Origin of the sequence: Hyphomonas oceanitis SCH89 (assembly GCF_000685295.1) — a bacterium.
Taxonomy (GTDB): Bacteria; Pseudomonadota; Alphaproteobacteria; order Caulobacterales; family Hyphomonadaceae; genus Hyphomonas; species Hyphomonas oceanitis.
Genome location: NZ_ARYL01000006.1, coordinates 50,655 through 67,840 on the forward strand (window position 1 = coordinate 50,655; position 17,186 = coordinate 67,840).

The following is a 17,186-nucleotide window of genomic DNA, read 5'->3' on the forward strand; positions in this document are numbered from 1 at the left end:
TGCAACCTACTATACATGAACGCTTGGTCTGAGCGCCCGAATATTGTCACCATAGGCTGAAGGTCCGCCCTTGAAAACGGCAGAACCGGCAACAATCGCAGTCACACCTGCCGCGATGGCGCGCGGCGCTGTTTCGGTGTTCAGGCCGCCATCAATCTCCAGAATGATGTCACGGCCCGTCTGGTCGATCATGTGTCGCAGCTGCTCCACTTTGCGCAACTGGCTCTCGATGAAGCTCTGGCCGCCAAAGCCCGGATTAACCGACATGACGAGGATAAGGTCGACATTGTCGAGCAGGGGCTCAACGATTGCCGCTGGCGTGCCCGGATTGAGCGCCACGCCTGGGCGCATGCCGGCGGCCCGAATCGCCTGCAACGTCCGGTGGACATGCGGGCCTGCTTCCGGATGGACCGTCAGGATGTCTGCACCGGCCTTGGCAAAGGCAGAAATGAACGGGTCAACGGGCGCGATCATCAGGTGGACGTCGAACGGCTTTTTCGTGTGGGGACGCAGCATTTCGATGACGGGTGGGCCGAATGTAAGGTTCGGCACGAAGTGGCCATCCATCACATCAATGTGGATCATGTCCGCGCCGGCAGCGTCGATTGCGCGAATTTCCTCTCCCAGGCAGGCAAAGTCAGCCGAGAGAATCGAAGGGGAAATCATAACTTTACTCATGTTAACTCCCTAAAAGGGAACAGCCGGCCGCACAAGGCAGCCGGCTGTCCGGGTGGTTAAATTTTCAGCACTGCCTCCTGAGAGGCACAGGCCTAGTAGCCGCCGCGCGGCACCAGTTTCCAGCCATCAGCGCCGGCAATGATGTCGACCGGTGTGCCGGGTGCGATGTAAAGATCTGCGCCCTGGATGATTTCTTTCACTTCGCCATTATTGAAGCGAACCACGTAGGCATAGCCTTGCTTGGTGCCGAGGCCCTTGCCGGCTGCGTTACCGGCCACACCGCCGAGCACTGCACCACCAATGGCGCCTGCCGTCTGGGCCTTGTCGCCGCCGCCGAGTTCAGAACCGGCGAGACCGCCAAGAACGGCGCCTGTGGCCGTGCCGATGAGCGAACGGTCCGGTTTGATCGTGACCGAACGAACGGACGTCACCGTGCCCTGGTAAACCGTCGAGGCCTGGCCCACGGATTGTGTGCTCGTGGTGCCGACACCTGGATTGTTTGCGCAGCCCGCAAGAGCAAGCGTAAGCGCGGCAAGCGCGCCAGCCATGACCTTGCCAGGAACAGCGCGGGAAGAGGTAATTGCAAACATATCAGTGCTCCTTGCACATTGAATGAGGTGTCTTTGCGGGATTTCAGCTGAATAGCAGATGAACCTGTACAGATAATCTTGTGACTATTCAGGGCAATTCAATGGCAGGACTGGGCGCCGAATCCTGAACTTTTCATCATGATTGACGGCATTTAACCATGGCAAACCCAGCCCGGCCGGGCGATCAGGCCTTTTTCAGCCGTGCAATGTAGAATGTGTCGTGGTCGGATTCTCCGCCGGGACGTGTCAGGACATCTCCCGAAGACGTGATCGCGTGGGAAAAGCCGGGCACATCATTTGGCGTCACGGGCAGGCGTTGGACCCGGCCTGTGGCGAGGGCCGCTTCCACGATATCGACGCCTTCAGCCGGAAGAGGGGTGCATACGCAATAGATCAGTGTGCCGCCCGGCGCGAGCATGTCGATCGCCGCGTCCAGCAGGCGCGCCTGCGCCGCCGGAAAGCGGGCGACTTCAGCTTCACGCTTGATCCAGGCGCCTTCCGGGTGGCGACGCAATGTGCCGAGCGCAGAACAGGGCGCGTCCAGCAGAATCTTCATCACGGGCTCATCCGGACGCCATTCGTCGGCATTGGCCGTAACGATTGTCGCTTTCAGGCCCGTTCGCTGCAGGTTTTCCTTCAGGAGGCGAAGGCGGGGTGCAGAACGGTCAACAGCTGTAACACTGGCGCCAGCGGCGGCCAGCTGGAGCGTCTTGCCACCCGGCGCGGCGCACAGATCGACAATCGTATCGCCCGGCTCAGGCGCCAGCAGGTGCGACGGGATCATGGCGGCGAGGTCCTGCACCCACCAGTCGCCCGACGCGAAACCGTCCATGTCTTCCACAGAGCCGGTCGGTACGGCGACGCCGCCACCGGGCACGGCCGTGCCGCCGGTTTCTGCGGCGACAGTCTCTGCATCGGATTTTGGGGTGAGGTAGAGGGTCGGCTCGGTGAGTTGGGCTCTGGCCAGGGCTTCAGCCTCTTCCGTTCCGTAGGCGGAAACAAGAATGTCCTTCAGCCAGTCCGGCCAGATGCCGAGCGGCGACATGCGCGTAAAATCAGGCCGCTCACGGTCTGCGCGGCGCAGGACCGCATTCAGGAAAGCGCCGCCGGAGCGGGCTTCGGGCCAGCCCTTGGCCGCTTCAACCGTTTCGCCGACGGCCGCATGTGGCGGTGTATCCATCAGCCAAAGCTGCGTCACGCCTGTGCGCAGCAGGGCGCGTATCGGTGCAGTTACAGCAGGCAGGGGGCGGGAGAGGAGCGGCGCCAATGCGGTGTCGATCCATCCGAGATGGCGCAGGGCCGAACTCGCAATGGCGCGTGCAAAGCCGCGGTCTGATCCTTCAAGCGTGTTGAAGATCTGGCTCGTCAGCATCGCATCGTCGAGCGTGCGGCGGCTGTCGAGGGTGAGGGTCAGCAGGTCGGCTGCTGCGCGGCGAATATCGGCTCCGGACATGGTTCAGCCCCAAGGTCCGGCAGCGCGGCGCATTTCAGGGCTGACGTCTGCATTGATCTGGTCACCCGCCATGCGGCGAAGGGCGGCCACGCGGCTGGCGGTGGACGGGTGCGTTGAGAACAGATTGTCCGTGCCGCGCCCGCTCAGCGGATTGGAGATGTACATATGGGCCATGGCCGGGTTGCGCTCGGCCTGAACATTGACCGAGGCGCGTGCGCCGCGCTCGATCTTTTCAAGCGCCGAGGCGAGCCAGAGCGGGTTGCCACAAATCTCGGCGCCCTTGGCATCGGCTTCATACTCGCGCGACCGGCTGATCGCCATCTGGACAAGACCAGCTGCCAGCGGCGCGATGATCATGATCGCGAGTGAGCCAATCAGGCCGGTACGCTCACGGCCAAAGAATAGCGCGAAATTGGCCAGCATGCCGATGGCGCCTGCAATGGTCGCGGTCACGGTCATGGTCAGCGTGTCGCGGTTGCGCACATGGGCGAGTTCGTGGGCCATGACACCGGCAACTTCCTCGCGGGTCAGCATGCCCAGCAGGCCTGTGGTGGCAGCGACAGCGGCATGGGATGGGCTGCGCCCGGTTGCGAAGGCATTGGGCTGTGGTGTTTCGATAATGTAGATGCGCGGCGCTGGCAGGCCGGCGCGCTCGGCGAGCGAGGCCACGTCCTTGGCAAAGGTGCGCAGCATCGGGCTTTTATTGTCCGGCGTCAGTTCCTTGGCGCCCTGCATGCGCAGCACGATCTTGTCGGCGTTCCAGTAGGAAAACAGGTTCATTGCCGCCGCGACCACGAAGGCGATCGCCATGCCGGTCGTGCCGGCCACGAGATAACCGATGCCCATGAACAGGGCGGTCAGCATGGCTAGCAGGATGAATGTTTTCGCAGTCCCCATGGGGGTATAGACTCCACTATGACGGCAGCGCGTTGTTTATGCGGGCGGTACCGCTAGGTATATGGTGACCGTTAACGAATTGAGGAGTCTGCTGGCACATGGGTGAAGAAACACCAAACACCGACCACAGTTCCAACGAGGCAGAGCGTCGCAAGACCCTGTCGCCCGAGGCGCGCCGGGCGCTGGAAGAAGCCGATGCAAGACGCGCGGCTCAAGCGGCCGATGCGGCAGCCCTCCCTGAGGATGAAAATGGCGGTCCCCGGACAATCGAGCCGACCCGCTATGGTGACTGGGAGCGCAAGGGAATCGCCTACGATTTCTGAGGCTTGTGCGACGTCAGACGATGCCGTTATCGATCAGGCTCTGGCCGCCGGCAATAATGGCTTCCTTGGCGGTGTGCGGCTTCCACCCCAGAACGGTGCGGGCCTTTTCATTTGAAATCTGGCGCTGGCGGCCAAGCTCCGGCAGGATCTGCTTGAGCGTCGGATTAAAGATCGAGACCAGTTTCAGCACAAAATCCGGCATCGTGCCGTTCGGTATTTTCTTTTTGTAATCCGGAAAAGCCTCGCGCAGCACGTCGGCGACTTCGGAGAACCACATGAAGGGCTGGGAGAGCAGGAAGCGCTCCCCGGCGGCGGCCGGCAGCGTCATGGCGCTGACCTGCGCGCTGGCAACATCGCGTACGTCAACGATGCCGAAACCGATGCGCGGCACGGCGGGTATCTTTCCCGACATGGGCATGGTCAGCAATTCCAGCGAGGCGGAGAGATCGCCGCTCATGACCGGGCCCAGCACGGCGGCGGGGTTGATTACGGCCAGTTCCAGCCCCTTGCCTTCGCCGTTTACATAATCCCATGCAGCGCGCTCAGCGATTGTCTTTGATCGCGTATAGGCCGTGTTGTCCTTGAGATTGTTCGGGTTTGACCAGTGTTCTTCCGTGAGGATGGCTGGGCGCGCGTCGCCCCAGCCATAGGCAATGGCGGCCATGGATGAGGTCATCACAACACGTTTCACGCCAGCCGCCTTGGCAGCCTTCAAAACGCGTAAGGCGCCTTCCTTCGCAGGGCGGATCAGGTCTTCAGGATCTTTCGGCACGCCAGCAGGGAAGGGCGACGCAACATGCTGGCATAGTCCATGCCTGCGACGGCGTCGGCCCAGCCGGCGTCTTTCTCGAGATTGGCTGCGTAGAGCTCGATATTGACCGGCTTGCCGGCATATTTGCTGAGCGCCGCGTTGAGTTTCGGCGCGCTGGAGGCAGACCGGGCGGTGCCCCGCACCTCGTGGCCCGCTTCAAGCAGCTGGAGAATGACGTGTCCGGCGATGAAGCCTGTTGCGCCCGTGACGAGAACCTTGGCCATGCGAACCTCCCTGATGTGCGTGAACGATGAACGCGATCACCAAAATTCACAAGGGCGGCGTTGCCGCGCGGCCTGATAGCCTGTGTTCCCTGTAGGTAATGTAAAACGTGGCGGAAATGATGATCGCGGTGCCGACCCACGTCCATGGCCCCGGCAGGAGATGGAAGAGCAGCCAGTCGACCATGGCCGCCATGGGCAGGCGGAGATAGTCGATGGGTGACAGGAAGGATGCGTCGCCAATGCTCATGCCGCGAATATAGAGATACTGGCCAAGTGCGCCGCAGAGGCCCATCAGGCCGATCATGCTCCAGTCGAGCAGCGACGGTGCCACTGCGGGCCATTTCCAGATCGCGAGCGGCAGAAGGAGTATGGACGACAGGAGGTTGGCCCAGATCAGCAGTGTCATGGGCCTATGCAGGCGTGACAGCGACTTCACCAAGGCGATGGCGCCCGCCATGCAGAAGGCGGCGCCAAGGGCCAGGCCCGTGCCGAGGCTGACCCCCGTTTGTGGATGCGTCATGACAAGTACGCCGACAAAGCCGGCAAGCGTGGCGCCCCATCGGTGCCAGCCGACCGTTTCACGCAAGAACAGAGCAGCGATGACCGTGATGAACATGGCCCGCGAGAAACTGATCGCATTGAATTCCGACAGCGGTAAACCTACGGCATCGGACACGGCATAAAAACTGAGAATGAAGCCCATCGTGCCAAACACGCTGCGCAGGAAAACCATGCCCGGTTGCTGCACGCGCATGATGCCTAGCCCGTATCGGAAGATGACAGGCAGAGTAATGAGGAGCGCTACTGCGGTACGCCAGAAGGCCAGAAAACCGGGGTCATAATCAGCGGACTGTATCTTCGACAGCGTCAGGAAGGCTGTGAATACGGCGCCTGACGCGGCCATCCAGAGCGCACCTTCCAGATTGCGCGCGCCTTGCGGACGGTTATCTTCAGCCGCGTCAGACACATGTGGGCTATTTGCCATGAACCCTTTTACCGCTTCCGAGATCGACGAGATTGATCGCCTGTGGCGCCAATTGCCGATCGAACACATGTGGACCGGCTGGGCAACAGCAGGCGAGGCGCCCGAACAGGTCTGGATATTTCGCACCCGCGCGCACTGGCGCCGTTTCCCGCTGACCAAGAGCGCCAAGGGCTATGTTCTTGCCGACGAGAAGGGCCGCCGGATGTTCCGCTCCGCAACGCTCGAAGACCTGTTGCAGGCCGTCGAGGCCATCCCGGGGCTGGCCGATACGGTTCAGGACTGAGCGGCCATCGCAAGCCGCATCTGCTCGGCCTGTTCGGGCGAAATGCCCATCGCATCCAGCAGCGGACTAGCGACCTGCTCGTTCCAGCTATGTGGAGGTCCGACCGTCATGCCGCCATCGACGAGGAATTCGCCGCCGGTAATGAAGCTGGCAGCATCCGAGGCGAGGAAAGCAGCCATTTCGGCAATGTCGCTGCCGCGCCCGACGCGCCCGATGGGCTGCATGCTGCCACCCGCCTGCGAGACCATTTCGGCCATCTGATCGGCCACTTCACGCGAGAGCCCCAGCGACGCGCCGAAGATGGATGTCGCGATGAAGCCCGGGAGGATGGCATTGACGCGAATCTGGTATTTCGCGAGTTCGGCCGCTGCCAGCTTGGAGAAATGCGCGACACCCTTCTTGGCGACCGAATAGGTGATTGGCGCATAGCCCGCGCAGACGGCGCTGATCGACGACGTGTTGATGACCGATCCCTTGCCGCGCGCCTTCATATGCGGAATGGCAAACTTTGTGCCCGCGAAGACCTGCTTCAGGAGCAGATTCATGGTTGCGTCAAAGCCGTCGAGATCAAGTTCCTCGACGCTGGTTGGCGTGCCGCCATGGCCCGCATTGTTCCAGAGAATGTCGAGGCCGCCAAACGCATCCACGGCTGATTGCATCAGCGCTTCAAGCTGGCCCATGTCGGTCACGTCGCAATGCGTGAAGCGAACCTTGTCAGGCCCGAAGCGCGTTTCCAGTGCCTTTCCCTTCTCGTCCTGAACGTCCCCGGCGATCACCTGCGCCCCGGCCGCAACGAACGTTTCAACGCCCGCAAGCCCGATACCGCTGGCCGCGCCTGTGATGATGGCAACCTTGCCCTTGAGATCCGTCATGGCTTTTATCCTCCCGTTTTGCGCAGCATGGGCGCGGCTTCCGCACGGGACGTCAAGGTGCATGGAAAAAGTTTTGCGGGCTCAGTCCGGTTTGCTGATGCCGAAGCGCTTGGCGAAGATCCCGTCCAGCATGCGCTTGGGCAGGCGGGTAGGGATGGTCCAGTTGGTCAGCTTGTTCGGGACCGGGGCGTAGCGGGCCTTCGGGCTGGAATCTTCCAGCGCCGTCTGCACGATCTGGCCGATCTCGACAGGCTCGAGGCCGGTGCGCCCACCGCCGAGCATGACCTCCTCGAACTTTTTCAGAGGCCCGGCCCAGTCGCTGTTGGCATAGGGCTGGTCCGTATTGGCTTCCTCCGCCTTGTCCCAGATCGGCGTCTTGACCGAGCCGGGGCCGATCGCGATGGCGTCGATGCCATAGATCATCAGCTCGCGGCGCAGGCTGTCGGTGAGCGCTTCGACGGCGTGCTTGGTGGCCGCATAGGCGCCGAGGAAAGGCGCAGCGAGGCGGCCGCCAACGCTGGTGATGTTGACGATGCGGCCGGGCCGGCCTTTGCGGTCCGGGTCAGACCCCAGCAGGGGGATGAAGGCCTGCGAGGTGCGCATCAGGCCGAAGACATTGACCTCGAAATGCGCTTCGAATTCGTCCATGGGCTGTAGCGCCAACGGGCCGATCTTGGCGATGCCGGCATTGTTGACGAGGCCGCCCAACCGCGTGCCGCCCAGAGAATCCGATACCGTCTTGACGGCGGCATCCACGCTCTCCGGTTTGGTTACGTCAATGATCAGCGGGCGTAGGTCGCCGGTCGATCCGGCCTTCAGCGCCTCACCGTCAGACTCCTTGCGCACGCCGGCGAAAACGCGCCAGCCATGCTGGGCGAGATGGCGGGCGGTCGCCGCGCCGATGCCGGTCGAGGCGCCCGTTACTACGACGGTTCGGGGGGAATTCGGGGTCGTATCCTGGGTCATGAGAGGCCTTTACGGAGTGAGAGGTCTAGTCGGATGTGTTCGCCTTGCCGCCCTCGATCACGCGGAAGCTGGGGCGCGCAGGGGGCGTTGGCGGGGTATTCCCGGACCGTTCGTGGGGCGGCGCCGGGGGCGCTGCAGAGACAAGGCGGGGTTTTGACGGGGTAGGAGGCGGTGGCGGTGCCGGATCCTCGGCCTCCGCCTCTTCCGCTTCGGTGTCGACATTGCGTACACGCGGCTCATAGGCCGGGCGAGATTTCGACTTGAAGCTTGAGCCGCCCTTGCCGCGCGCCTTCTTGTCGATCTCTTTCAGCTTGATGCGCTGAAGGGCCGAAAGAGCGTCACCCTCGGCACCTTTCTCGGGGTCGGCAAACGCAGAGCCATAGGTCTCGATGCGTTGCTCGACCTCTTCCAGGAACTGGCGTTCCCAATCGGAGAGTTCCGGACCGAGACCCTGTTCCGCAAGCGCAGCGGCCTTGCGCAGTTTGCGCAGGGCTGCACGTTTCTTGCGTTCGTCGACGTCGCGGGACATGGAATGAGACTTAGGTCATTCCGGGTCGAAGGCCAATGGGATCAGGCGTCGCCTGTAGCCAGAAGGTAGAGTTCCAGCATCATTTCCTGCTCTTCGCGGTCGGCCTTGTCGACCTTGCGCAGGCGGATGACCTGGCGGAGCGCTTTCACGTCAAAGCCGAAAGCCTTGGCCTCGGCGTAAACTTCCTTGATCTGCTCGGCGACCTCTTTCTTTTCTTCTTCGAGACGCTCGATCTTGCCGACAGTCTGGCGAAGCTTTTCCTTGGTGGTCTCGGTCAGGTGCGTGGCGGCAGCGTCTTCCATGAAGATGGTCCTCGAATCGATATGGCGGGGGGCAGGCCGAGCCTCTTAGCGAGACTTATCGTTAATGGCCAGACGCCGTATGGCATCAGCTACATCTGCGCCGTGCGCATGATGCGGCATGTGGCCTTCATCGGGCAGGATGACGAGGTCGACTTCCACCTGTTTCTTCAGCTTGCCGACATGCAGGTTCGGCTTGATCACCGTGTCCTGGCTGCCGGAGAAGACCACGATTGGCACCTTGAGTTCGGGATAGCGCGGAGACTGGGCGCCGAGTTCTTGCTGCAGCGCCTGCACATCCTGCGCATTGGCGCGGAAGTTCGGCGGGCGGAAGAGAAGGCCGATGGCCGATTTCTCGAAATAGCCTTCCGGCACGGGTGCCGGTTTGAAAACGCCATCAATGCCTGCCTTGACCTGAGCCGGGCCAACGGTGGGCACGAGCTGGGTGAAGACGGGCCCAACGAGCGGTGTTGCAGAGATGCCATTGTACCAGGCCTGTCCGCCGCCGCCCCAGTCATGGGTCACGGGTGCAATCAGGACGAGGCCCTGCACAAGGTCTGGCCGGTCGAGCGCGAGGCGCAGCGCCACGCCGCCGCCAAAGGAGTGGCCGACGATGACGGCCTTTTCGCCCGGCGCAAGCTGGTCAAGCACGCCAGCCATCTGGGCGGCCTGTTCGCCGAGATGCTCGGCGCCGTCAAAGCGTTCGGAATAGCCATGGCCCGGCCTGTCGGCCATGAAGATGCGGTGATCTGCCGAAAGGCGCGGGGCGAGTGTCCATGTGAATTCGCGCGCATTGGCGCTGGCGCCATGGATCATCAGGATTGGCGGGCCCGATTTGCCGGCTGTCAGCACGTTTACGCCATGGCCGTTGACGGTCAGCATCCGGCCTTCAGACTCTGGATTGGCGGCTTCTATCTTCGACGTATAGGCCGCGCTGGACACGCAGGCGCCGGCGCCAACAGCCGTAAGGGCAATCAAGGCGAGGCTGATCATGCGTTTCAAAGTCCCTGGCCTTCGGCCTGCTTGGCGAGACGCTTCTCGGCCTGCAGGGCCTGGGTCATGAAAGGATAGATGTCGAGCGCCTGACGGTAGGCGGCGAGCGCTTCCTTCTCTGCCCCCATGGTTTCCATCATGATGCCGAGCCCGGCCCAGGCGCCGAAATGGCGCGGCTCCAGTCGCAAGGCCTCGTTCAGGTCGCGCAGGGCTTCGGGAAAGTTTTCGTCATTCAGGAACAGGCTCGCGCGGCGGCTCCAGGCCTCGGCATAGTCCGGCTCGATCATGATGGCGCGATCGTAGAGGGCGCGGGCGGTGTCATATTCGCCGACCGTCTGTGCATCGACGGCGCGCTCCATGATCATGTCGACGGTGGGCGAGCCCGATTCCATCCAGGCGGCCCAGATGTCCTGCGCGGCGTCATTGGCTTCGCTCTCGCTCGGCGCGTCGTGCAGTTTTTGGAACATTTCGTCCGACGGGGCGGCAGAGGCCTGCCCGGCAAGGAGAAACGCAGCAAGGATGAGCGGCCTGAACATGAAACCCAATATGGACGGGAAGCGCGCGGCGGCAACAGGTGTTTGCATCAAAGCAGGCCGTGGGCCTCCAGCGCGGCTTCCAGCCCTGCCGCGCCGGTGAAGTGATGCGTCGCGAATCCGAGCGCATCGGCAGCGGCGATATTGGTCTCGCGGTCATCAATGAAGAGGACGGTTTCCGGCGCAGGGCGGCCAATGGCTTCAAGCGCGTGGAGGTAAATCGCCGGATCGGGTTTCACCATCTTCAGGTCCCCGGAGATGACGACATGGCGGAAGCGCTGCAGCACCTCGAAATGGGCGAGCATTTCCTCCCATGGGTCAGATGGCATATTGGACAGGGCATAAAGCGGGACGCCGCAGGCATCGAGCCGTTCGATCAGCTCGGCCGTACCGTCGATATAGCCGTCGAACATTTCCATCCAGCGCGTGCCCCACGCGCGGATTTCGGCTTCATATTGGGGGTGTTCGGCGATGAGGGCGGCAGCATTCTCGGCGAAGCTCGCCCCGGCATCGTGGCGCGTATGCCAGTCCATTGTACAAATTTCGCCCAGGAAGTGATCCCGGGCGGCGTCGTCATCGAAAATTTTGGTGTAGAGGCGCGATGGCTCCCAATCGAGCACAACATGGCCGAGATCGAACAGGGCAATCGAAACGGTCATTTTCCCGCCTCATTGCCTGTTCATCTTCGGCTCAGGCCTGTTTGGCTTTAAAGCGCGGGTTGGTCTTGTTGATCACGTAAACGCGGCCCTTGCGGCGCACGATCTTGCAATCACGGTGACGTGCCTTGAGGGACTTCAGAGACGAGCGGACTTTCATGGGTCTGGCCTGACGATCATAAGGAATTAGGAAAGCGGTGCGAGTAATGAATCCGGGTAGCAGAGTCAAGGACGCACACTGTGATGCGCGTCATAACAGTCGGAGAGCCACAATGATACAGAAAGGCCTTGCGCGGACGCAATTATTGGCGGCTGCAGCGTTAACGGGTCTGCTGGCCTCCTGCGCGGCAGGGCCCCAGCCTACCAAGCCGCCCGTCACGGGCAGCACGCCGGTCGAGGCGCCCGAAACGGGCCCGATCAAATATGCCTCATCCGGTCATGCGGCCATGGATGTCTGGCGCAATGATTTTTCCAATCGCGCCCTTGCCGCCGGGCATGACCGGGAACTGGTCAAGTCCCTGCTGACGGGCCTCGAGCCGATTGCGCTCTGGCTCGGAACCGATTTCCAGGTCGCCGGCACAGGCATCAGCGACCAGGCCGAATTTTCCAAGCCGATCTGGGACTATCTGAAAGTCCCCCTCGGCGACAGTCGCATCACCAATGGCAAGGAGCGCCTCGCCGCGGCGCCCGCTTTGTTTGACCAGATCGAGGCGCGTTATGGCGTCGACCGCCAGGTCGTGGTCGCAATCTGGGGCATGGAAACAAGCTATGGCGCCGTCATCGGCAATTTCGATGCAGGCAATGTGCTGGCCAACATGGCGGTCGAAGGGCGCCGCAAGAGTTTCGCCGAGAAGGAACTCTATGCCGTGATGACCATGGTTGAGCGCGGCGATGCCGAACGCTCCGATCTGATTGCAGGCTGGGCTGGCGCAATGGGCCAGACCCAGTTCATGCCATCGACCTATGTCGCCTATGCCGAAGACTTTGACGGCGACGGTCGCAAGGATGTCTGGAAAAATGAAGGCGACGCGCTCGGTTCGGCTGCCAACTACCTGAAGAAATCCGGCTACATGATGGGCCAGCCCTGGGGCATTGAAGTCGCCGTGCCGTTCAGCTTCGACTACAGCCTCGCTGATGGGACCGAGCGCAACATGGACACATGGCGGGCTGCAGGCCTGACCCCGATTACGGGCGGCGCTTTCGAGACTGGCGGCGCCAACGCGGCGCAGCTCTGGCTGCCAGCGGGGGCAGCGGGGCCGAAATACCTGCTCTTCCCGAATTTCAAGGTGTTCAAGGCCTATAACAATGCCGACTCCTATGCCTTTGCTGTCGGCATGGCGGGCAATGCGATTGTCGGCCAGACCGGTCCGGTGACGCCGTGGCCGACCTATCTGAAGCCGCTGTCCGTTGCCGACATCAAGGCGCTGCAGGCGGGCCTCACGGCGCAGGGCTACAATGCGGGGCCGGTTGACGGCATTCCCGGCCGTCAGACCAAGCTGGCGCTGATGGGCTTCCAGAAGTCACGCGGCGTCGTGGCGGACGGCTATCCGACGAAGGAGATGCTGGATCTGGTAACGGGAACAAGTTCCGGTGGCGGCACTGTAGGTGTCTCGTCGGCCGACGGGCCAAGCTGACTATTCGGTATACTCGCCCACGCCATCCTTGAGGCCGAACCGGGCGAACAGAACCATGAAGGCCAGTAGGCCTGCGCAGAACACGAACGGCAGCTGCGGGTTCACATACTCGTAGATGAACAGGCCAAAGAATGGCGTGATGATAAAGCCCATCCCGTTGGCGGAAATGACCAGCCCGGCCACATTGCCCTGAAGCTGGGGCGACACGGCCAGTGATGCCCCGCTGGAAAAGCCCGGTCGGGCAAGGCCCTGGCCGAGGCCGATACAGAATTGCGCGAGGATCAGGCTGGCATAGTCCCGCGCGAAGACGAGAATGATCGCGCCCACGAAGAGCGGCACGCAGCCGACCATCATCAGTGTTTTGTTGCGCATCTTGATACGCGGGATCAGCACAAGCTGAGCGAGCAGCACGGCCAGCGCGCCGACCGTGAAGGCCGGGCCGGTGAACTGGGCCGCTTCACGGCCGCTCACGCCCATCCGGTCCATCACGGTGAACACGAACACCTGCGTGAGGATGCCGGTCGTCAGCGACAGGCAGACAGCGAAGATCAGGAAGGGCAGGACCGAGCCAGAACGCCATAGGCCGCGTGCTCCGGTCTCGTCATCGAACTGGGTCGCGTCCGTCACCGGTTCGCGCTGTTCCGGCAGGCGGAACCAGATCAGGGCCGACATGGTGAAGGCAATCACGGCGGTCACGGCGAGCGGGCTGAGCAGGCCTGCCGTGGCAACGAGTGCAGCAGCGAAAGCCGGGCCGACAACGGTGCCGACGCTGAAGCCAGACGTGATGAAAGCGATTTCCGACTGACGCTCGGCCGGGCTGGTCCGGTCCGCGACATAGGCCTGCGCCGCCGGGTTCGTGCCGGACCCGAGCAGCCCGAACATGGTGCGTGAGAGGGCAAGGCAGGAAAAGACGAGGAGCGTGCCCGTGATGTAATGGTTGAGGCTCAGCCAGCCGAAGATCAGCAGCAGCGTCATCGACAGGCCATACCCGGCAAGGCCCAGCGCGGCGACCGGGCGGCGGCCCCAGCGGTTGGAACGCTTGCCCCAAAAGGGCGAGGTGACCGACCACCAGAAAGCCGACAGCGCGAAGATTGAGCCCGCCATCCAGTCCGGCAGGTTCAGCTCGCGTGTCATCGGCGGCAGCACGGCGGCAATCAGCATCGTGTTGCCCGCGCCAATCGCCATCAGCGAGAAGAACAGGAGAAAGAAAGCACCCCGGCGATCGGGCCGCGAAACGCCTTCAGGGGAATCATCTGTGTGGGTCATGACGATGACTAATCAGGCGGTGCTGCCGAAAAGTCCATATAGCGTCTTAGCCATTATTACCTGTTGCCGTAGGGTAGCAGGCGCCAGACCACGGCGTCAGGTTTGCATCCATCATGGAGCGGTTGGAATACGCGATGCAGGCGCGGCCATAGTCGCGCACGGCCTGTGTGGCCTGTTCCTCGGCCCAGGAATGGGCGCACGCCGCCTGGTCAGGCGCAAGGCTGTCAGCCGGCATGCCCGGCTGGCGCGCGGCATCGATGAAGCCCGACACGCAAGCCGCATAGGCGGTGATCTCCGCGAGGAATGTTTCGCGCGCTTCGCCGGCTGCCTCGAGTTCCGAAAGGGACGCGAACCCGCCCTCGGCAAAGTCCGGCTGGACAAGGTCGCCGCAGGCCTCCCGCACAATGGTGCGGCCCTGCATGGTCTGTTCGGGTGCGCAGACGCGGTAACCATTGCTCGGAATGGCCTGCTGCGCGGTCGCGGTCAGGGGGCCAGAGGCGAGGGCAAGGGCAGCAAGCATGATGCGCATGGTGGAACCAGAACTCCGCGGCGCCACCCCCCGATGGGCCTTCCTGACTGTGATAAGCGGAGCGGCGGGCCCGATCAACCGCCGCAAGCACGCAAGGGGCCTCCACACGAAATGAAACGCAGGGTTAAGACCCTTCTGCGTAGGTAGGTATCGTTCCTGCCTCGAAAGGCCCTTCCTTGGCGCAGCTTGCCGGCCTCATACTTGTCTTTGTCCTCGTTTTCGGCGGCCTCTTCCTGACGGGCGGCAGCGGCGCAATGCATGCCCTGCCCTTCGAAATGGCGCTGATCGGCGGCGCGGCTGTGGGCACGGTCCTGATCGGCAATTCCCTGAGTGTGGCGCGCGAGGCGCTCGGCGGGTTTGCCAAGGCCTTTGGCGGCGCGAAATGGCGGCGGGACGACTATCAGGACCTGCTGGTGCTGCTCGGCACGCTGATGCGCAAGGCACGTCAGGGCGGATTTGTGTCCATCGAAGGCGATATCGAGGCGCCGGGAGACTCCGCCGCTTTTGAAGCTGCGCCTCGTATCCGGGACGATGAAGCCGCCCGCGGCATGATCTGCGACGCCTTCCGCCTGATGGCGCTCGACCTGTCAGACCCGGCACGCGCCGAACAGCGGATGGACCAGTCCATTGCCGCTTATCTCGACCAGCGGATGAAAGCGGTCGGCGCGCTCAACACGCTGGCCGATGCCCTGCCGGCTCTTGGCATCGTGGCCGCTGTCCTCGGCATTATCCGTACAATGGGCTCGATTGATCAATCCCCGGCGGTTCTCGGCACCATGATCGGGTCGGCGCTTTTGGGCACATTCCTCGGGGTTTTCCTCGCTTACGGGCTTGTGGGCCCGGTAGCGGCCCGGTTCGGGCAGATTGTCGACGAGGATGCACGCTTCCTTGATGTGATACGGTCAACGCTCGGGGCGTATAGTGAGGGTCTGGCACCGGGCATTGCCCTCGAAATGGGACGCGCCGCGATTCCGCCGGCGCTTCAGCCCGATACGGCCACGCTGGAGCAGGCCCTCAGCGCGTCCCGATTCGTTGCCAAATCACGAACAGCGGCCTGAAATTCCTCAGTATTATTTAAGACGTGCGCAATCGACCTCTGTCATATTCAGCCTCAGTTCTCTTGGGACGAGGTGAATCAATGGTCGACCAAACTGTAGAAATGGCGCCACGGCGCGATTACTGGATATCTGGCAACCTCAAAACGGTTGCAACCGGACTGACCGGGATCATTGCCATATTCGTGGCGCTGAAGGCTACGGCCTACAGTGCCGGCGACGTGGTTGGCCTTGATGACCACATCTTCCGCACCGTGGCCTTCGCATCGCTGACAGTATGGGTCGCGCTGACCATCGGCCTGCGCCGCTCCGGCGCTGCGGCGATCATCGTGCTCGGCATGGCAACCTTCATCGAGCTGATCCTCGCGCCTGTGCGCGGGGAGTCCTACGGTACGCTGGCCTCGGCCAACATGGGCATCGTGCTCGCGTATTGTGGCCTCCAGCTCTACTGCTACCGCGTCAACGAAAACAAAACAGGCAAATAGGCGGCAGCCGGGTCCTTCCCCGGCTTTTCGCGCATTGACCTTGCCAGCGGGCACGGGCGAATGTTCGCCTGATGCCTCAAATACGCCTTGCGACCTTCAATTGTGAAAACCTGATGATGCGCTGCGACTTTCGCAGGGCCGGTATACTCAATGCCCGCCAGCGTCTCACCGATGTCGACACGGCCGCCGTGGCCGCGCAGGTTGACGCAGTGTTCAACGTCCTCTCCGAAGATGATCGTACGCTTACCGCGCAGGCGCTGGCGGCTACCGAGGCCGATGTCTGCGCCCTTCAGGAGGTCGAGAACCTCGTGACCCTCACGGCTTTCGATACGCGCTACGTGGCCCGCTGGGCCGGCGAGGCCTTTGGCGGGCGGGTGCTCCACGAAGGCAATGACACACGCGGGATCGATGTCGGCCTGCTTTCGCGCGTGCCGGTCGTGTTCCAGCGCAGCCATGCCCGGCGCACTTATGGATCGCTGGATGTGGCGCCGCCCGGCGCGCTGACGGTCAACGACCTCGCCTTCCGGCGCGACTGTCTCGAGGTCGACATTGCCGTGGATGGCCACGCGCTCACGCTTTTTGTCTGTCATTTCAAATCCATGCATGGCGGCCGGTTGCGGACCCGCGAGATCCGTCTCGCCGAAGCGCAGGCCGTTCGCCGCATCGTCGCGGAGCGTTTTGCCGATCCTGCGGCTGAGGAATGGGTCATCCTCGGGGATTTCAACGATTATCGCGAAGTCGACGGCGTGGCGCTCAATGACAGCGGCCTGGGTCCCCTCACGGATGAGGGTTTTGCCGTGGACCTCGCCTCACGCGCGATTCCCGATGCGCTGGACCGCTGGACCCACCATTTTGCTGAAGACGATGTCTATGGCGCCCTCGACCACATGTTCCTGTCGCCGCGTCTCGCAGCGCTGAATCCGGCGCCAGATATACGCATCGTGCGGGCCGGAACGCCCTATCGCGCGGAGCGCTACAAGGGCCCGAGATTCCCCGGAATCGGGTGGTCCACCCCCAAGGCGTCCGATCATTGCCCCATGGTGGCAACCTTAAAGTTTGATGGCCGGGCCTTACCGGCCTAGTCTTTCGTACATATCTGACCTGCCCAGGCCCGGAGGCTATGCC

The 17,186-nt window shown here is 62.6% G+C and carries 23 protein-coding genes; 6 read left to right on the forward strand and 17 right to left on the reverse strand.

What is annotated here, in order from left to right; translation table 11 throughout:
* Positions 1-9: 9 nt before the first annotated feature.
* The 4 genes from rpe to htpX form a co-directional block, all read right to left on the reverse strand.
* Positions 10-678: a ribulose-phosphate 3-epimerase gene (gene rpe / locus HOC_RS05675; protein WP_035536638.1), complete on the reverse strand. Its 669-nt coding sequence runs from the start codon at positions 676-678 to the stop codon at positions 10-12.
* A 92-nt stretch (positions 679-770) separates the two neighbouring features.
* On the reverse strand, positions 771-1,268 hold the full coding sequence (locus HOC_RS05680) for an outer membrane lipoprotein (RefSeq protein ID WP_051614698.1): 498 nt from the start codon (positions 1,266-1,268) through the stop codon (positions 771-773).
* Between the two features lie 184 nt (positions 1,269-1,452).
* The gene (locus HOC_RS05685; protein WP_035536639.1) at positions 1,453-2,721 is read right to left on the reverse strand and encodes an RsmB/NOP family class I SAM-dependent RNA methyltransferase; all 1,269 of its coding nucleotides are present in this window, start codon (positions 2,719-2,721) and stop codon (positions 1,453-1,455) included.
* Between the two features lie 3 nt (positions 2,722-2,724).
* A complete protein-coding gene (htpX, locus tag HOC_RS05690) occupies positions 2,725-3,618 on the reverse strand; it encodes a zinc metalloprotease HtpX (protein ID WP_035536640.1) in 894 nt (297 codons plus the stop codon).
* A 98-nt stretch (positions 3,619-3,716) separates the two neighbouring features.
* Between htpX and HOC_RS05695 the strand changes: the two genes are divergently transcribed.
* A complete protein-coding gene (locus tag HOC_RS05695) occupies positions 3,717-3,941 on the forward strand; it encodes a DUF1674 domain-containing protein (protein ID WP_034736589.1) in 225 nt (74 codons plus the stop codon).
* Between the two features lie 13 nt (positions 3,942-3,954).
* Here the strand turns inward: HOC_RS05695 and HOC_RS05700 are convergent, their stop codons facing one another.
* Genes HOC_RS05700 through HOC_RS05705 form a run of 3 tightly spaced genes read right to left on the reverse strand, consistent with a single transcriptional unit; the run spans position 3,955 to position 5,961 of the window.
* Positions 3,955-4,713, reverse strand: a complete 759-nt coding sequence (locus HOC_RS05700; protein WP_277813038.1) for an NAD-dependent epimerase/dehydratase family protein — start codon at positions 4,711-4,713, stop codon at positions 3,955-3,957.
* Entirely contained in the window at positions 4,689-4,976 is a 288-nt protein-coding gene (locus tag HOC_RS22805; RefSeq protein ID WP_277813039.1) for an NAD-dependent epimerase/dehydratase family protein, read from the reverse strand. The genes HOC_RS05700 and HOC_RS22805 overlap by 25 nt, the downstream gene beginning before the upstream one ends.
* Positions 4,977-5,022: 46 nt before the next feature.
* The gene (locus HOC_RS05705) at positions 5,023-5,961 is read right to left on the reverse strand and encodes a DMT family transporter (RefSeq protein ID WP_051624564.1); all 939 of its coding nucleotides are present in this window, start codon (positions 5,959-5,961) and stop codon (positions 5,023-5,025) included.
* Here HOC_RS05705 and HOC_RS05710 point away from each other — a divergent pair.
* Positions 5,960-6,244, forward strand: a complete 285-nt coding sequence (locus tag HOC_RS05710) for a hypothetical protein (RefSeq protein ID WP_035536641.1) — start codon at positions 5,960-5,962, stop codon at positions 6,242-6,244. The two genes, HOC_RS05705 and HOC_RS05710, sit on opposite strands and share 2 nt — an antisense overlap.
* Here HOC_RS05710 and HOC_RS05715 read toward each other — a convergent pair.
* The 8 genes from HOC_RS05715 to ykgO all read right to left on the reverse strand — a co-directional run bounded on the left by HOC_RS05715 (position 6,235) and on the right by ykgO (position 11,252).
* Positions 6,235-7,116, reverse strand: coding sequence for an SDR family NAD(P)-dependent oxidoreductase (locus tag HOC_RS05715; RefSeq protein ID WP_035536642.1), 882 nt, complete (start codon positions 7,114-7,116; stop codon positions 6,235-6,237). The two genes, HOC_RS05710 and HOC_RS05715, sit on opposite strands and share 10 nt — an antisense overlap.
* Before the next feature lie 81 nt (positions 7,117-7,197).
* A complete protein-coding gene (locus HOC_RS05720) occupies positions 7,198-8,082 on the reverse strand; it encodes an SDR family oxidoreductase (RefSeq protein WP_035536643.1) in 885 nt (294 codons plus the stop codon).
* A 25-nt stretch (positions 8,083-8,107) separates the two neighbouring features.
* The gene (locus HOC_RS05725; RefSeq protein WP_035536644.1) at positions 8,108-8,611 is read right to left on the reverse strand and encodes a hypothetical protein; all 504 of its coding nucleotides are present in this window, start codon (positions 8,609-8,611) and stop codon (positions 8,108-8,110) included.
* Between the two features lie 41 nt (positions 8,612-8,652).
* The gene (locus tag HOC_RS05730) at positions 8,653-8,913 is read right to left on the reverse strand and encodes a DUF2312 domain-containing protein (RefSeq protein WP_035536645.1); all 261 of its coding nucleotides are present in this window, start codon (positions 8,911-8,913) and stop codon (positions 8,653-8,655) included.
* 45 nt (positions 8,914-8,958) lie between these two features.
* Positions 8,959-9,903, reverse strand: coding sequence for an alpha/beta fold hydrolase (locus HOC_RS05735; protein ID WP_035536646.1), 945 nt, complete (start codon positions 9,901-9,903; stop codon positions 8,959-8,961).
* A gap of 5 nt (positions 9,904-9,908) precedes the next feature.
* Complete coding sequence (locus tag HOC_RS05740; protein WP_241766914.1) at positions 9,909-10,487, reverse strand: tetratricopeptide repeat protein; 579 nt, start codon at positions 10,485-10,487, stop codon at positions 9,909-9,911.
* Positions 10,487-11,095, reverse strand: a complete 609-nt coding sequence (locus tag HOC_RS05745; RefSeq protein ID WP_035536647.1) for an HAD family hydrolase — start codon at positions 11,093-11,095, stop codon at positions 10,487-10,489. The genes HOC_RS05740 and HOC_RS05745 overlap by 1 nt, the downstream gene beginning before the upstream one ends.
* A 31-nt stretch (positions 11,096-11,126) precedes the next feature.
* A complete protein-coding gene (ykgO, locus tag HOC_RS05750) occupies positions 11,127-11,252 on the reverse strand; it encodes a type B 50S ribosomal protein L36 (protein ID WP_034736570.1) in 126 nt (41 codons plus the stop codon).
* Positions 11,253-11,364: 112 nt separating this feature from the next.
* Here ykgO and HOC_RS05755 point away from each other — a divergent pair, with 112 nt between their 5' ends.
* Positions 11,365-12,726 (forward strand): lytic murein transglycosylase, encoded by a 1,362-nt coding sequence (locus tag HOC_RS05755; protein ID WP_051624565.1) that lies wholly within the window; start codon positions 11,365-11,367, stop codon positions 12,724-12,726.
* Here the strand turns inward: HOC_RS05755 and HOC_RS05760 are convergent, their stop codons facing one another.
* Positions 12,727-13,992 carry an MFS transporter gene (locus HOC_RS05760; RefSeq protein WP_035536648.1) on the reverse strand — a complete coding sequence of 422 codons (1,266 nt, stop codon included), beginning with the start codon at positions 13,990-13,992 and terminating at the stop codon, positions 12,727-12,729.
* A gap of 46 nt (positions 13,993-14,038) precedes the next feature.
* On the reverse strand, positions 14,039-14,521 hold the full coding sequence (locus HOC_RS05765) for a hypothetical protein (RefSeq protein ID WP_035536649.1): 483 nt from the start codon (positions 14,519-14,521) through the stop codon (positions 14,039-14,041).
* A gap of 176 nt (positions 14,522-14,697) precedes the next feature.
* Between HOC_RS05765 and HOC_RS05770 the strand changes: the two genes are divergently transcribed.
* The 3 genes from HOC_RS05770 (at position 14,698) to HOC_RS05780 (ending at position 17,143) form a co-directional block, all read left to right on the forward strand.
* Positions 14,698-15,579: a motility-associated protein gene (locus HOC_RS05770; RefSeq protein ID WP_035536650.1), complete on the forward strand. Its 882-nt coding sequence runs from the start codon at positions 14,698-14,700 to the stop codon at positions 15,577-15,579.
* Between the two features lie 80 nt (positions 15,580-15,659).
* A complete protein-coding gene (locus HOC_RS05775; protein WP_035536651.1) occupies positions 15,660-16,061 on the forward strand; it encodes a hypothetical protein in 402 nt (133 codons plus the stop codon).
* A gap of 71 nt (positions 16,062-16,132) precedes the next feature.
* Positions 16,133-17,143: an endonuclease/exonuclease/phosphatase family protein gene (locus HOC_RS05780; protein ID WP_035536652.1), complete on the forward strand. Its 1,011-nt coding sequence runs from the start codon at positions 16,133-16,135 to the stop codon at positions 17,141-17,143.
* Positions 17,144-17,186 lie beyond the last annotated feature (43 nt).